Origin of the sequence: Streptomyces sp. NBC_00083 (assembly GCF_026343295.1) — a bacterium.
GTDB lineage: Bacteria > Actinomycetota > Actinomycetes > Streptomycetales > Streptomycetaceae > Streptomyces.
Window position 1 is genome coordinate 962,863 of record NZ_JAPELY010000001.1, and the last position, 13,698, is coordinate 976,560.

Sequence of the window (13,698 nt, forward strand, 5' to 3'; positions counted from 1 at the left end):
GGCAGGGCGCCCTGCACCGGCGTCTTCAGCCTGTCCGGCGTTTGAGGACGAGCGCCCTTAAGGCGCGAACGGGGTCTGGGGCGGAGCCCCAGGGGCCAGGCTTTCGGCTGCGGACCGTGCTGGGTCGCCCGCGCAGTTCCCCGCGCCCCCGTAGGGCACCCGGTGCCGAGCGGTGTGGGGAAGTCCGGCTCACGTAGGATTCTGCGGGTGAGTCCGCGCGCTACCTCCCCGAACGGCGACAGCCCCCTCGGCGTCGGCGTCGTCGTCATCGCCTACAACGACGCCGCCCTCGTCACCGCCGCCGTACGCTCCGCGCTCGCGCAGGGCTCCGCCGTCACCGAGGTCGTGGCCGTCGACGACTGTTCGAGCGACGGCACGGCCGCCGTCCTCGACCAGCTGGCCACCACCGAGCCCCGGCTGCGCGTGGTGCGCCGTACGGAGAACAGCGGAGGCTGCGGAACACCCCGCAACGACGGGATCGCCGCCGCCACCGCCCCGTACGTGATGTTCCTCGACAGTGACGACGTGCTGCCCCCCGGCGCCGTCCCCGCGCTGCTCGCCGCCGCCGAGGAGCACCGCGCCGAGGTCACCGTCGGCCGGGCCGTCCGCCGTGAGCTGCCCGCCGGGCGGGACGTGCGCTGGCAGCCCGGTCTGTACCGCGAGGCCGCCGTGTACGCGTCGCCCGAGGATGAGCCGCGCCTGCTCCACGACACCCTCTGCGTCAACAAGCTCTACCGCCGCGACTTCCTGACTGACCGTCAACTCCGGTTCCCGGAAGGGAAGTTCACCTACGAGGACTTCGTCTTCGCGGCCCGGGTGTACGCCGCCGCCCCCCGCGTCGCGGTCGTCCCCGAGCTGGTCTACGTCTGGCACGTGCGCCGCGCCGCCGCCCAGGTGTCGATCTCGCTGGCCCGCGCCGACGTGGCCAACTGGCAGGCCCGCATCGCCGCCCACACCGAGGCCGTCGAGGCGTTCGCCGCCGCCGGCCGCAAGGAGCTCGCGGCCGCCTGCCGCACCAAGTTCGTCGACTACGACCTGTGTCTGTACCTGCGCGAGCTGCGCGTGCGCGACGCCGCCTACCGGGCCGACTGGTGGCGCCTGACCCGCGACCACCTCGCCGGCTTCGCCCCCGCCGACCTCGCCGCGGCCACCGCGCCGGCCCGCTGGCTCGCCCAGGTGGTGCTCGTCGCCGACGGGCCCCGCGACCTGGACCGGCTCTCCCAGCTCGCCGCCGACCCGCCCCGCCTGCTGCCGCCGTACGCCACCGCCGACGGCGGGCCCGTATGGGCCGAGGACCTCGCCGGCGTACCGCTGGACGGGCTCGACGCGCTGCCCGCCGAGCGGCTCCCCGTCACCGTCGACGCGACGCTGCTCGCCGGCCGGCGCGGCGTCCTCAAGCTGCGCGTGCACGAGCTGTACGGCCGGCTCGCGGCGGCCGGGGCGCCCACCGCCGCCGACGTGGAGTTCGTGCCGCGGGACGGCGGCGAGAGCGCCCTGACCGTCACGGCACCGCTGCGGACCGCCGACGGCGGCTGGAGCGGCCAGGTGTCCGTGCCCCTGGCCGGCCTCGCCGCCGCGGGCGGCCGCGGCACCCAGATCTGGGACCTGCGGGTCCGTCTGGACACCCCGGCGGGACCCGGCCCGCGCACCACCGTGCGGGCCCTGGCGGGCGGTCTGCGGCGCACGGCCGTTCCCGGCAGCCGGTACGGTGTTCTGCTGGTGCAGCCGTACCGCACGTCGAGCGGATCGCTCGCGGTGCGGCTCGCGCCCGGAGTGCAGGGGGCCTTCGGGGTGGTCGGCGGGAAGCTGCGCAGACTGGCCCGGACGGCTCGATCGAAGCGACGATGAGGACGTGGACGCGCATATGACTTTTCTGATCACCGGCGGCGCCGGATACATCGGTTCCCACGTCGTGAGGGCCATGACGGCGGCGGGCGAGAACGTGGTCGTCCTCGACGACCTCTCCACCGGTGACAAGGGCCGGGTGCCGCAGGACGTTCCGCTGGTCGTCGGCTCCGTCCTGGACCGCGAGCTCCTCGACCGCACCTTCGCCGAGCACGCGATCACCGGTGTGGTGCACCTCGCGGGCAAGAAGCAGGTCGGGGAGTCCGTCGAGATCCCGCTGCACTACTACCGCGAGAACGTCTTCGGCCTGACCGTCCTCCTGGAGGCGGTCGCCGCCGCGGGCGTGCGCACCTTCCTGTTCTCCTCCTCCGCCTCCGTGTACGGCATGCCGGACGTCGACCTCGTCACCGAGGACACCCCGTGCCTGCCGATGAGCCCGTACGGCGAGACCAAGCTGGCCGGCGAGTGGCTGGTGCGCGCCGCCGGAAAGGCGCACGGCATCTCCACGGGCTGCCTGCGCTACTTCAACGTGGCGGGTGCCGCCACCCCCGAGCTCGCCGACACCGGCGTCTTCAACCTCGTTCCGATGGTGTTCGAGAAGCTGGAGGAGGGGCAGCCGCCGCGCATCTTCGGCGACGACTACGCGACCCCCGACGGCACCTGCGTGCGCGACTACATCCACGTCGAGGACCTCGCCGACGCCCACCTGGCCGCCGCCCGCAAGCTCGCCGAGACCGCGGAGGCCGGCGAGTACCGCGACCTGACGGTCAACATCGGCCGCGGCGAAGGCGTTTCGGTGCGCGAGATGGCCGACCTGATCAACGAGATCAGCGGCCGTGGCATCACCCCCGAGGTCCACCCGCGCCGCGCGGGCGACCCGGCGCGCGTCGTCGCGTCCGCCGACCGCATCGCCGCCGAGCTGGGCTGGAAGGCGCACCACGACGTGCGCTCGATGATCTCCTCGGCGTGGAACGGCTGGCGCCACCACCGCGACGGCTGACCCGCCCCGCACATTCCGTACGCGCAGACGCGAAAGGCCCCGCCGAGCGGCGGGGCCTTTCGCGTCGTACCGGGCGGTCACACCTCGCGGATCACCGCTGAAGGAACGAGAAGAGGTCCTCCCAGCGCCGGACGATCTCGTCCGTCCGGTAGCGCTGGATGTTCTCGCGGGCCGCGTCTCCGAACCGGTCGCGCAGGTCCTGGTCGGCGAGGAGCGTCTCCAGGCGGCGCGCGAAGAGCAGGGTGTCGCCGGGCGGCGCGAGCAGGCCGTCCTCGCCGTCCCGGATGATCTCCCGGATGCCGGGGGCGACGTCGAAGGCCACACACGGCACACCCGTGGCCATGGCCTCCAGGAGCGAGAGCGGGAAGCCCTCACCGCGCGAGGCGAGCGTGAAGACCGCGCCGTCGCGCAGCGCGCCCGCCGGGTCGTCGGTCCGGCCCATCCACTCCACCGAGCCGTCCAGACCCAGCGCGGTGCACTGGCGGCGCAGCGTCTCCTCGTCCGAGCCCGAACCGTAGATCCGCAGCGTCCAGCCCGGGTGCAGCGGAGCCACTCCGGCCCAGGCGTCCAGGAGCAGGTCGGTGCCCTTCTCCTCGTGGAGCCGGCCGATGCTCACCACGTGCTTGGAGGTGCGCGGCGACGGCGTCTCGGGGAAGAACGGCAGCGGGTTGGGCATGAAGTCGACGTTGTCGAGCCTCTGCTGGGCCCACAGGTCGGCGTCCTCGCGGGTCAGCGCGAGCAGCCGGTCGACGTCCTTGTAGAAGCGCTTGACCCGCCCGAACCGGGAGGACCTGCGGCAGGTCTCGAACGACTCGTGCGTCATGCCGATGACGGTGACGGTGGAGGTGTCGGCGAGCGCCACCCACTCCATCGCCCACACCTGCGTGACGATGACGACCGCGCCGGGCCGGGCCTTGCGGAACATCCGGGTGAGCTTGGCGGCCTGCTCGTGCATCCCCGCGGTGCGGGCGGCGCGACGGCGGTGCTCGGCCAGGTTCAGCTTGCCCTTGATGCCGCGCGGGCCCGGCACCGACGGCGGATGGGCGTCGTACAGCGTGGTCGTGCCGTACGGCAGGTCCGCGGCCAGCTCGAAGGCGTGGGTGGGCGGGGTGATGCCGACCATGTGGACCAGGTTGCCGCGGGCCGCGAACAGCTGGGCCATCTGGTGCGACCAGGTCGCCACGCCGCCGAGCTCGTTGACGGCGTTGGAGACGATGAAGATGTCACGGCCGCCGTCCTTGGCGGTCTGCTCGGTCACTTGCCGCTCCCGGAGGTGAAGAACTTGTCGACGATCTGCTGGGCGGCGGTGCCCCGGTCGTACTCGCCGAACTCGGCGGCGAAACGCTCCCGCGCCCCGGTGTACTCGGTGTCCGCCGACTTGAGCTCCTCCACCGCCGCGAACAGCGCGGCCTCGGTGTCCACCATCGGCCCCGGCGCCTTCTCCCGGAGGTCGAAGTAGGTGCCCCGGGCCTCGCCCGCGTACTCCTCGTAGTCGTACGTGAAGAAGATCATCGGGCGGTCGAGCAGGGTGTAGTCGAACATCAGCGACGAATAGTCGGTGATCAGGGCGTCGGAGAGGACGAGCAGCGGCGAGATGTCGTAGCCGCTGGAGACGTCGATCACCCGGTCGCGCACCGACGGCGGCAGCACGACCTGGTTGAGGTAGTGCGAGCGGATCAGCAGCGTGTACTCGTCGCCGAAGCGCTTCGCGAAGGCCTCGACGTCGAAGGGCAGCTCGAAACGGCGCACCGCGCCCTTCGGCGTGGTCCGGAACGTCGGCGCGTACAGCAGGACCTTCTTGGCCGGGTCGATCTTCAGCTCGGCGGCGATGGCACCGCGCTCGCGCACACCGCTCGCGCTCTCCTGCTCGCGCGCCCGCACCAGCTCGTCGTTGCGCGGGTAGCCCACGCGCAGCAGCCGGTCGTCGCGCAGCCGGAACGCCTCGGCGAGGGTGCGTACGTCGTGCTCGGAGCGGACCAGGAAGTGGTCGAAGCGGTCCAGGGCCTGCTGGAGGCGCTCGCGGTCGGGACGGGCGAGCACCTTCATCTGCGGCAGGTCGAAGCCCATCCGCTTCAGGGCGCTGCCGTGCCAGGTCTGGATGTACGTGGTGCCGGCCCGCTTGGTCAGCGTCTTGGGGAAGCCCTGGTTGTCGATCCAGAACTCGGCCTGCGCCAGGGCCCGCAGGTAGGGGTAGCTCCAGCGTCTGACCAGCGTGGCGTCCTTGGGGAAGCCGGTGGGCTTGGCGCCCTCGTAGGCCCAGACGGCCTCGAACTCGACGCCCTGGCGGCGCATCTCGTCGTAGATCGCCTTCGGGCTGTCGCTGAACTGCTTGCCCATGTGGCTCTCGAAGACCACCAGGCCCTTGCGGAGCGGCAGCTTGGAGAACACGTCGTGGTAGACGCGGACCTTGGTCTCGCCCGAGCTGAGGTCCTTCTTCACCCGGCGGGCCTTGCGCAGGCCCTGCTTGGCGACCCCGGCGGCCTTGCTCCGCAGGGCCTCCTCGATCAGGCCCTGGGTGCGGACGGTCGCGGCGCCCGAGGCGGTCAGGACGTAGCTCAGGTTGCCCTTCTTGGAGACCGACGGCTCGATGCGGTCGGAGACCAGACGGGTCAGACGGGGACGGACGCGCAGCGCGTGGCCCGCGTTCACGTCGATCCCGCCGGCCGAGACACGGGTGGTGACGGTCTCGCCGTCGATCACCAGGTTCATCCGGACGTCCCACACCACGTCGATGATGCCGAGCGGGCGCAGCTTGTGGCCGAGGTCGGCCTCGGCCTCCCAGTCCAGCGTGGTGCCCGCGTGGGTCACCGAGGCCAGCGGGAAGCGGAAGGACTGCAGGCTGGTGCGGCGGGCCCGGAACTCCAGGGTGCCGCTCAGCTTCGCGCCGGGCTTGATCCGGCCCAGCGGATTGACCACCGAGCCGCTGAGGCGCACCTTGTCGCGGCCGTCGTCGGAGTAGGAGGTGAGGCGGTTGCCGAGGGAGAGCTTGTTCAGCGGACGGATGTGGTGGCCGGCGTCCGTGACGTCGAGGATGCGGGCGCCGTCCGGGTCGTCCAGGTGCTCGGCGCACCAGTAGACGCGCCCGTCCTGCTCCACCAGGGGCACGGTGAGCTTGCCGGGCGTGTTGAGGGCGTCGGCCGCGGGCAGCAGGTTCTTCCAGTCCTCCTTGCCCAGGAGGTAGGCGCAGATCGCCTGGATGGGCTGGACCTCGGCGTAGGCGAGCGGAGAGATCGTCGCCAGGTAGCTGTTGGCCAGCTCGGCGAACTCGTGCCGGTACGCGGTGTCCAGGAGCGGAAGATCGCGCAGATGGAGCACAAGGTCGTGCTTGAGGAACTTGACGTCCTTGCGGAACTTGAGGTCCTCGTAGCCCTTCTCCTCCAGCAGCTCGTCGATGCGCTGGTGGATCTCCATGCGGTGCACGAAGTTGGCGATCTCGTGGCGCCGGTTGCTGATCGACTTCTCCGCGGAGTTCTCCACGACGTTCCACGAGTACACGCGGTTGGGGATCAGGGCGATGCGCCGGGCCGCGACATACGCCTGCGCCGAGAACAGCAGGTCCTCGTAGTGAATGCCGACCGGGAAGGACAGATTCTGTTCGAGCAGGAACTCACGCCGGTAGCACTTGTTGGTGGAGAGGGTGTCGAAGACCAGCAGGTCGGGCAGCTCGGTGATCGACTCCAGGGTGCGGCTCGTCGCGTACAGCCACGGGTACCACTCGGTGGTCTTGCCGTGCCGGCTGTCCACGAAGACCCGCACGCACAGGCCGGAGACGAGATCGGCGCCGGTGCGCTCGGCCGCGCCGACCATGTTCCGGCAGGCGTTCTCCTCCAGGACGTCGTCGCTGTCGAGGAATATTACGTACGTGCCAAGAGCCTCGGAGATGCCGTGGTTACGGGGTGCCCCGCAGCCACCGCTGTTCTGCGGCAGCTGGAATGCCCGCACCCGTCCCGGGTTGGCGGCCTGGAGCTCCTGGGCTACCTCGTAGGAGCGGTCCTTGCTGCAGTCGTCGACGATCAGGACCTCGACGCTCTTGTGCGTCTGGTCCAGAGCAGACTGGACGGCCGTCGGCAGTCGATCGGCATCGTTGTAGACGATGACGATCACAGAGACGTCAGGCACTGGCACCTCAATCTATTTGTGCTAATGGCATGCGGTTCAACGCTACCTGGTATCCATCGCCCTCCCGGCAGCCGCCCGGGGCGGGCGTCGCCCGTGGCCGGTACGGACGCATCGAGCCTCCCGGTGGTTCGTTACTCAACTGTGAAAGAAGAGCGGGCAACCAATGGGGTCCGCGAGCCATCTTTCGAAGAGGCGGTGGCAGGAGCGCACGCCCGTCGGGAACGTCATACTTCTCCCTGGACCCTGTCCATGGCCATCAAGCCGGGTCATCGCGGGCGAAGCGGACACAGAGCGAGTGAACGAGAAGGCACGGTGCTGAAGACCTCCCCCGCGGAACAGGCGGCGACGACCGAACGGAGCAGTCGGCCCCGCCCGAAGATCCTCGGAGCGCAGACGATCGCCGCGACCCTGTCGGCAGTGATCTCCATGGGTGCCTACTGCCTCGCGATGGCCGTCCACGGCACATACCCGTTCGGGTCGCGTTCACGCGCGGTCAACGACCTGGGCAACCAGTTCGTGCCCTTCCACGCGCACCTGTGGGACCTCCTGCGCGGGGACGCCTCGGGAGACCTGTTCTTCAACTGGAACAGCGGCTTCGGCGTCCCCTTCCTCGGGGACTTCTTCACCTATCTGATGAACCCCTTCTCCTGGCTCGTCCCGCTGTTCCCGCGCGACCAGGTCGAAATACCGGTCTTCCTGGTCACCGTGGTCAGCGCCGGCCTCGCCGCGTTCCTCATGACCGTCCTGCTCGGACGCCTGCACCCCGGCTCGCCCTGGCTGCGCGGCCTGCTCTCGGTCGGCTACGCCGTCAGCGCGTGGATGATCTCGGACGGCTTCTCCGACCCCATGTGGATGTGGGGCATGGCCGCCTTCCCGCTCCTCGGCATCGCCTCCGACTGGTGCCTGCGCGGCCGGCACTGGATCCTCGGCACCCTCCTCGTCTTCGCCGCGTGGGCCGGCAACTTCTACATCGCCGCCATGGCCACCATCGGCATGGGCCTCGTCTTCGTCGTCCGCCTGCTCCTGGAGGACACCCCCGCGCGGCAGCGGCTGAACGCCCTGCTGCGGGCCGGCGCGATGACCGCGACCGGGATCCTGCTCGCCGCCCCCGTCCTGACCGTCGGCCTCAAGGCGAGCAAGCTCTCGCAGCCCGCGCCCGACGCCACCTACCAGGGCCCGCCCGGCTACGCCGACTACCTGGCGCACCTGCTCCCCGGCGGACTGCTCGCCCCCGCGCCGCAGGTCTCCGTCGGCATCCTGCCGCTGCTCCTCGTCTTCACCCTGCCGTTCGTGCGGCGGGTGCCGGGCAAGGAGCGGATCGCCTGGTGCGTGCTGCTCGTCCTGGTCGCGCTCTCCTACGTCTGGACGCCGACGATCCTGCTCTGGCACGGCCTGGCCATGCCGAACGGCAGCCCGTACCGCGCCTCCATCGCGCTGACCGCGATGCTCGTGATCGTCGCCTGGATGGCGCTGGCCCGCCGCCCGCACCCCAAGGAGCTCCTGTACGGAGCCGTCGTGACCGCCGTCGTGGTGGCGCTCGGCGCCCGCAGCATCTACATGGTGCGCGCGGCCTGGATCCTCACCATCGGCGGCGGCGTGCTCGTCCTCGCGCTGCTCGTGCTCCTGTACCGCCACCGCGGCGACCGGGGCCCCCGCATCGCCCTGACCGGCCTCCTCGCCTGCACCGTGTTCCTGTCCACGGCGTACACCGTCTTCTCGGTCACCTCGATCCGTGACGCCAAGTCCTGGTGGGCGCCGAAGCGGACCCTGGACGCCCACTCGCTCGCCGCCCGCGCCGCGGTCCGGGCCCACGACGACTGGCCCGCCACGCGCAGCGACCCCGGCCCGCACGAGTACGCCAACAACGACCCGATGCTGCTCGGCGGCGAGGGCGGCTCGTACTACAGCAGCTACGTTCCGGCGAAGACCGCCGAGGCGCTGCAGTCCCTCGGCGCCGGCTGGTACATCCAGGGCCGGCACACCCTCAGCTTCACCGACCCCGTCGGCCGCGCGATCATGGGCGTCAGCAGCTATCTGGACTGGGCCAAGAACCCCGACGGGTTCGTCCAGCACTCCGTCGCCGCGCCGCCCGTGGTCACCCTGCGGCCCGGCCGGACCACCGACACCGGAGCCCACGACGCCTCGGTCTACGCCCGCCAGGAGCGGGTGCTCGGGGCCACCGTCTACGACGTGCCCGCCCTCGCCCCCGCCGGCGGCCCGCCGGCCACCCCCGGGCCGAGCGGCGAGCTGCATCTGCCCGGCACCACCACGGGCTCCAAGTGGACCTCGTTCACCGCCAGTTGCACCCCCGGCGCCGAGGCGTACTGGTACGCGCCCTGGTACGCGGGCAGCGTCCAGGCGCTCGGCAGGACCCAGGAGCAGCACGGCCGCGCCACCATGACCAGCAACACCCTGCTCCCGCTCGGCACCGTCCCGGCCACGGGCAAGTTCACCGTCGCGTTGGGCACGCACAAGGCGCAGGACATCCCGCGGTTCCCGGTCGGGTGCCTGAACCCTGCGAAGCTCAAGGCCGCCGTCCAGGAACTCAAGGCCACGGCCCCGCTGAAGGTGACGGCCGGGGGACACTCGATCGCCGCCACCTTCCGCAAGGGCACCACCGGCACCGCCGTCATCTCCACGCCCGCCGTCACCGGCTGGCAGTGCTCGGTCGACGGGGGCGCCGCACGGGCCCCCGGTACGCTGGGCGGGTTGATGGCCGTGGATCTCGGCGACGGCGGATCCCGGGTCTCGTGTTCCTTCCAGACTCCCGGGCTCAAGCCCGGACTCCTGGCGAGCGGCCTGGCTCTGCTGGTGCTGCTCGCCGTGGGGGTCGGCGCGGTGCTCCGCGTCCGGTCGTCCCGTACCTCCCCCCTCTCTTCTTCCCACGGAAAGCGCTGATGATGAAGCTGTCGGTCGTTGTCCCCTGCTACAACGAAGACGCGGTCATTGACCAGTTCGACGCCAAGACGCGCAGCGTGCTCGACACCCTGGGGGTGGAGTACGAGATCTGTTACGTCGACGACGGCAGCCGCGACAAGACGCTCCTGCACCTGCGGGACCTGGCCGAAAAGCACCCCGACGCCACCCGCTACGTCTCCTTCAGCCGCAACTTCGGCAAGGAGGCCGGCATGCTCGCCGGGCTGCGCGAGGCCACCGGCGACGCCGTGGTCATCATGGACGCCGACCTCCAGCACCCGCCGGAGCTCATCGGGCGGATGATCGACCTCTACCAGCTCGGCCACGACCAGATCATCGCCCGCCGCACCCGCGAGGGCGACAAGAAGGTCCGCTCGGCGCTGAGCAGCATCTACTACCGCGCGGTCAACAAGTGGGTCGACGTCGAACTCACCGACGGCGTGGGCGACTTCCGCATGCTGTCGCGTCCCGCCGTGGACGCGCTGCTGTCGCTGGGCGAGTACAACCGCTTCTCCAAGGGCCTGTTCTCCTGGATCGGCTTCGACACCGTCACCTTCGACTACCAGAACGCCCAGCGCGAGGCCGGCGAGACCAAGTGGAAGTTCGGCTCCCTGCTGAACTACGGCATGGACGGCCTGATCTCCTTCAACAACCGTCCGCTGCGCCTGGCGATCTGGCTCGGCGTCCTGCTCGCCGGCGTCGGCGCGGCCTACGCCCTGTGGATCACCGTCGCCGCCATCGCCTACGGCGTGAGCACCCCGGGTTACGTCACCCTCGTCGCGATCATCGTGGGCCTCGGCGGCGTCCAGATGATGATGCTGGGCCTGATCGGCGAGTACATCGGCCGCATCTACTACGAGACCAAGCGCCGCCCGCACTTCCTGGTCAAGGAGGCGCACGGCTTCCCGGGCAAGCCGGAGGGCGTCCAGCGGCGCGCCCCGCTGCGCGACGAGCAGACGCACAAGGTGGTCTGATGCCCAGTCAGCTCGGGCAGGTGATCCGCTTCGGCTTCGTCGGCGGCGTCAACACCTGTACTTTCTACGCGTTCTACTGGCCCCTGCTCCACTGGGCGGGCCTGCCGTACTTCCTCGCGTACACCATCGCCTTCCTGCTGAGCATGGTCGGCTCGTTCTTCCTCAACACCTACTTCACCTACCGCACCAAGCCGAGCTGGAAGAAGTTCCTGCTCTTCCCGCTCACCAACGTCACCAACTTCGCGGTGCAGAGCGCCGGGCTCTTCGCGCTGGTGCACTGGGTCGGCATGAACAAGACGATCGCCCCGCTGGTCGCCGCCGTGGTCGCGATCCCGTTCACCTATGTGCTGTCCCGTCGCATTCTGGTGCCCCGCGGGCAGGACACCGACGAGCCCGAGACGGCGGCGCCCAGGATCCCGGTGAAGTAGCGGGCGCACCGCACCCCGGACGTGCGCGGCCGTACCGCACCCCGGACGCACGAAGGGGCGGACACCATCGCGGTGTCCGCCCCTTCGCACGTGCGCGTCCTACACGCGGCTCCCGGCGCCCTCTTTCACCGCCGCGCCCCACTCGCCGAACCCGGCGCCCGGCCTGCTCTGACGGGTGGCGTACAACCGGCCGTCCGTGCCGAGCACCACGAGCACGCCCCGGCCCGCCGAGTCCTGCGCCACGCCCGGTATCCCCACGAACTGCATGCCGGGCTCCTCCCAGCCGTCCGGCTTCGCCGAGTCGTGCGAGGAGGGGACCACCCGGCCCTGGTCGTCCCTGGCCGCCAGCACCATGGGGGAGCCGGTCCCGGTGAGCCGGGTCACCGCGACCCGCCCGTACCCGCCCATCGGCGTTCGCCGCCCCACCTTCCACGGCCCCGTCGGACCGGCCGGGGAGGCGACGGCCACCTGCGCGGTGCCGGCCTGGCGGTAGACCGCGCAGACGCCGCCCTTGCCGTCCGCGGCCAGACTCACCGCGCTGCCCGAAGGCGTCAGACCCGTCGGCGCGGACAGCCGGGGCACATCACCGGGGGCCGGCGCCATCCAGTGCAGCACCGTCTTGGCGATCGGCGCCACCACGTGGAGCCGGCCCGCGCGGTCGACCAGCGCGTCGATCCCCTCCACCACCAGCGGGTGCACCGGCGGCTTGCCCTCCGGGTGGTCCAGGAGCCGCCACGGGCTCCAGCCCTTGCCGCCGCGCCCGCTGCGCAGCGCGACGTCGCCCGCCCAGTTGCGCGCCACGACGTGCACCGTGCCGTCCGGGCCGACCGCGGTCGCCGGAAAGCCCGTCTCCAGCGTCTTCTCGGCGACCGTGTCGGGCGCCCCGAGCGAGCTCCACGCGCCGAACTTCGGCACCCCGTCGGCGCCGATCCCGATCTGTGCGACACAGACCAGCTCCTTGTGGTGCTTCTGCCCGCGGAACGGCAGCACCGTACGCACGGCGAACAGCTGAAGCGTTCCGTCCGGGTGGCGCGCGACCTCCACCTGCGGGTCGAGCGGGCCGCCCGCGCTGCCCACCGCGTCGAACGGCCCGACCCACGGGCCCTTGCCCGCCGCCTGCTCGACCCAGCAGCGCACCGCGCCGTTGAGCACCGCGAACGCCGCGAGCCGGCCGTCCTTGAGCGGCGCGACCCAGCGCGAGGTGCCCGGGGCGCGGGTGCGGGTGCCGCGCGCCCAGCCGGCGCCGCCGCCCTTGAGGCCGTTGGGGCCCACCTTCAGGTCGCCGCAGCCCGCCGGGTCTCCGCAGTCGCGGTGGTCCACCCAGCCGTAGGCGTTGAGGAGCTGGGAGTTGCGCCGGGTCGCCGCCGCGTCGAGGGACGGCGGCGTGTAATTGGTGGGGTAGCCGACGTAGTTGGACACCGAGGCCGCGCGGCCCTTGCCGCGGCCCCAGTAGCGCTCCATCGCGGCCTGCATGAACTGCGCCGACGACGTGTGGTCCTGATGGTCCAGATAGCTCAAGCCGCGCAGTATCGTCGGCGCGCTCATCATCGCCACCGTCTCGCGCGGCGCGTGCATGGGCGTCGGGTCCAGGGTCCGTATCACCGTCGGATTGACCCGGGCGATCGTCGCCGCCAGGGCGTCGATGATCTGGTCGCGCGTGTAGGCGCGCGGCATCCGCACCGTGCTGCCCGTGCCCGGCAGGGTGGGCAACTCCTTGATGGCGCCCAGCCACAGACCCCGCAGGCTGACCGGGCGCGGCACGCTCACATAGCGCGCCTCGCACAGCCCCATGTAGATCAGCTGGACGTGCGGCGCCGCCTGGAGGTAGTGCAGCTCGGAGCGGAACCCGGGCAGCAGCTCGACCGGCTCCACCGTCCACGGGCTGTTGTCGTCGCCCGTCGCCATCAGGGCGTTGGCGGCGCGCAGCCCGTTGATCCGGGCCCGCGCGAACCCCGGCCGGTCGGTGCGCATCGTCTTGAACTGGGGGGACTTGCCCGGCGCGTTGCGTCCGTCCGACTCGCCGCTGGTCATGCACACCGTCACCGAGAGGGAGCCGCTGCGTATCGACTGCTCCAGGTCCGGGTTCATGAAGTAGATGCTGTCGTCGGCGTGCGCGATCACATGCAGATACGCCTGATCGGCCGAGTCGGAGGCGGGCTTTCCGGTCGTGGTGCCGGTGGACGAGGCCGAGTCACCGGAGCCGCCGCGTGGCGCGAGCCACTGCCATCCGCCGTAGGCGAGAGGCGCCGCCACGAGGCCGCCCCCGGCGACCTGCAGCAGACGTCGGCGAGGTGGTGACGACGGCATCGGGCACGCTCCTTGTTGCATCCATGCGCCCCGATTCCCCCGGGAGCCCGCCATGGAGTTGTTCGATCAGTCATCAGAAGGGAGGGGGTAGCGGCGCAGGAGGTTTCAC

8 protein-coding genes are annotated in these 13,698 nt (G+C 71.2%); 5 read left to right on the forward strand and 3 right to left on the reverse strand.

The genetic code is table 11. From position 1 onward, the window contains the following. Window positions 1–207: 207 nt before the first annotated feature. Both OOJ98_RS04105 and galE read left to right on the forward strand, forming a co-directional pair. Window positions 208–1,848, forward strand: a complete 1,641-nt coding sequence (locus OOJ98_RS04105; protein WP_267053232.1) for a glycosyltransferase family 2 protein — start codon at window positions 208–210, stop codon at window positions 1,846–1,848. Between the two features lie 16 nt (window positions 1,849–1,864). Beyond that, on the forward strand, window positions 1,865–2,845 hold the full coding sequence (gene galE / locus OOJ98_RS04110) for a UDP-glucose 4-epimerase GalE (RefSeq protein ID WP_267053233.1): 981 nt from the start codon (window positions 1,865–1,867) through the stop codon (window positions 2,843–2,845). Between the two features lie 91 nt (window positions 2,846–2,936). Here the strand turns inward: galE and OOJ98_RS04115 are convergent, their stop codons facing one another. Both OOJ98_RS04115 and OOJ98_RS04120 read right to left on the reverse strand, forming a co-directional pair. Beyond that, window positions 2,937–4,103: a glycosyltransferase gene (locus OOJ98_RS04115; protein ID WP_267053234.1), complete on the reverse strand. Its 1,167-nt coding sequence runs from the start codon at window positions 4,101–4,103 to the stop codon at window positions 2,937–2,939. Beyond that, entirely contained in the window at window positions 4,100–6,970 is a 2,871-nt protein-coding gene (locus tag OOJ98_RS04120; RefSeq protein ID WP_267053235.1) for a CDP-glycerol glycerophosphotransferase family protein, read from the reverse strand. Before OOJ98_RS04120 ends, OOJ98_RS04115 begins: the two co-directional genes overlap by 4 nt. Window positions 6,971–7,276: 306 nt before the next feature. Here OOJ98_RS04120 and OOJ98_RS04125 point away from each other — a divergent pair, with 306 nt between their 5' ends. Genes OOJ98_RS04125 through OOJ98_RS04135 form a run of 3 tightly spaced genes read left to right on the forward strand, consistent with a single transcriptional unit; the run spans window position 7,277 to window position 11,282 of the window. Further along, the gene (locus OOJ98_RS04125; RefSeq protein WP_267053236.1) at window positions 7,277–9,862 is read left to right on the forward strand and encodes a YfhO family protein; all 2,586 of its coding nucleotides are present in this window, start codon (window positions 7,277–7,279) and stop codon (window positions 9,860–9,862) included. A 2-nt stretch (window positions 9,863–9,864) separates the two neighbouring features. After that, complete coding sequence (locus OOJ98_RS04130) at window positions 9,865–10,854, forward strand: glycosyltransferase family 2 protein (RefSeq protein WP_267055504.1); 990 nt, start codon at window positions 9,865–9,867, stop codon at window positions 10,852–10,854. Continuing rightward, window positions 10,854–11,282 (forward strand): GtrA family protein, encoded by a 429-nt coding sequence (locus tag OOJ98_RS04135; protein WP_267053237.1) that lies wholly within the window; start codon window positions 10,854–10,856, stop codon window positions 11,280–11,282. The genes OOJ98_RS04130 and OOJ98_RS04135 overlap by 1 nt, the downstream gene beginning before the upstream one ends. A 99-nt stretch (window positions 11,283–11,381) precedes the next feature. Here OOJ98_RS04135 and OOJ98_RS04140 read toward each other — a convergent pair whose 3' ends face one another. Further along, complete coding sequence (locus OOJ98_RS04140; RefSeq protein WP_267053238.1) at window positions 11,382–13,589, reverse strand: PIG-L family deacetylase; 2,208 nt, start codon at window positions 13,587–13,589, stop codon at window positions 11,382–11,384. Window positions 13,590–13,698: the final 109 nt, after the last annotated feature.

Bases quoted from the DNA above. Each gene is read 5' to 3' on its own strand.
- galE (WP_267053233.1), top strand. From the start codon at position 1,865: ATGACTTTTCTGATCACCGGCGGCGCCGGATACATCGGTTCCCACGTC.
- OOJ98_RS04130 (WP_267055504.1), top strand. From the start codon at position 9,865: ATGAAGCTGTCGGTCGTTGTCCCCTGCTACAACGAAGACGCGGTCATT.
- OOJ98_RS04135 (WP_267053237.1), top strand. From the start codon at position 10,854: ATGCCCAGTCAGCTCGGGCAGGTGATCCGCTTCGGCTTCGTCGGCGGC.
- OOJ98_RS04140 (WP_267053238.1), bottom strand. From the start codon at position 13,589: ATGCCGTCGTCACCACCTCGCCGACGTCTGCTGCAGGTCGCCGGGGGC.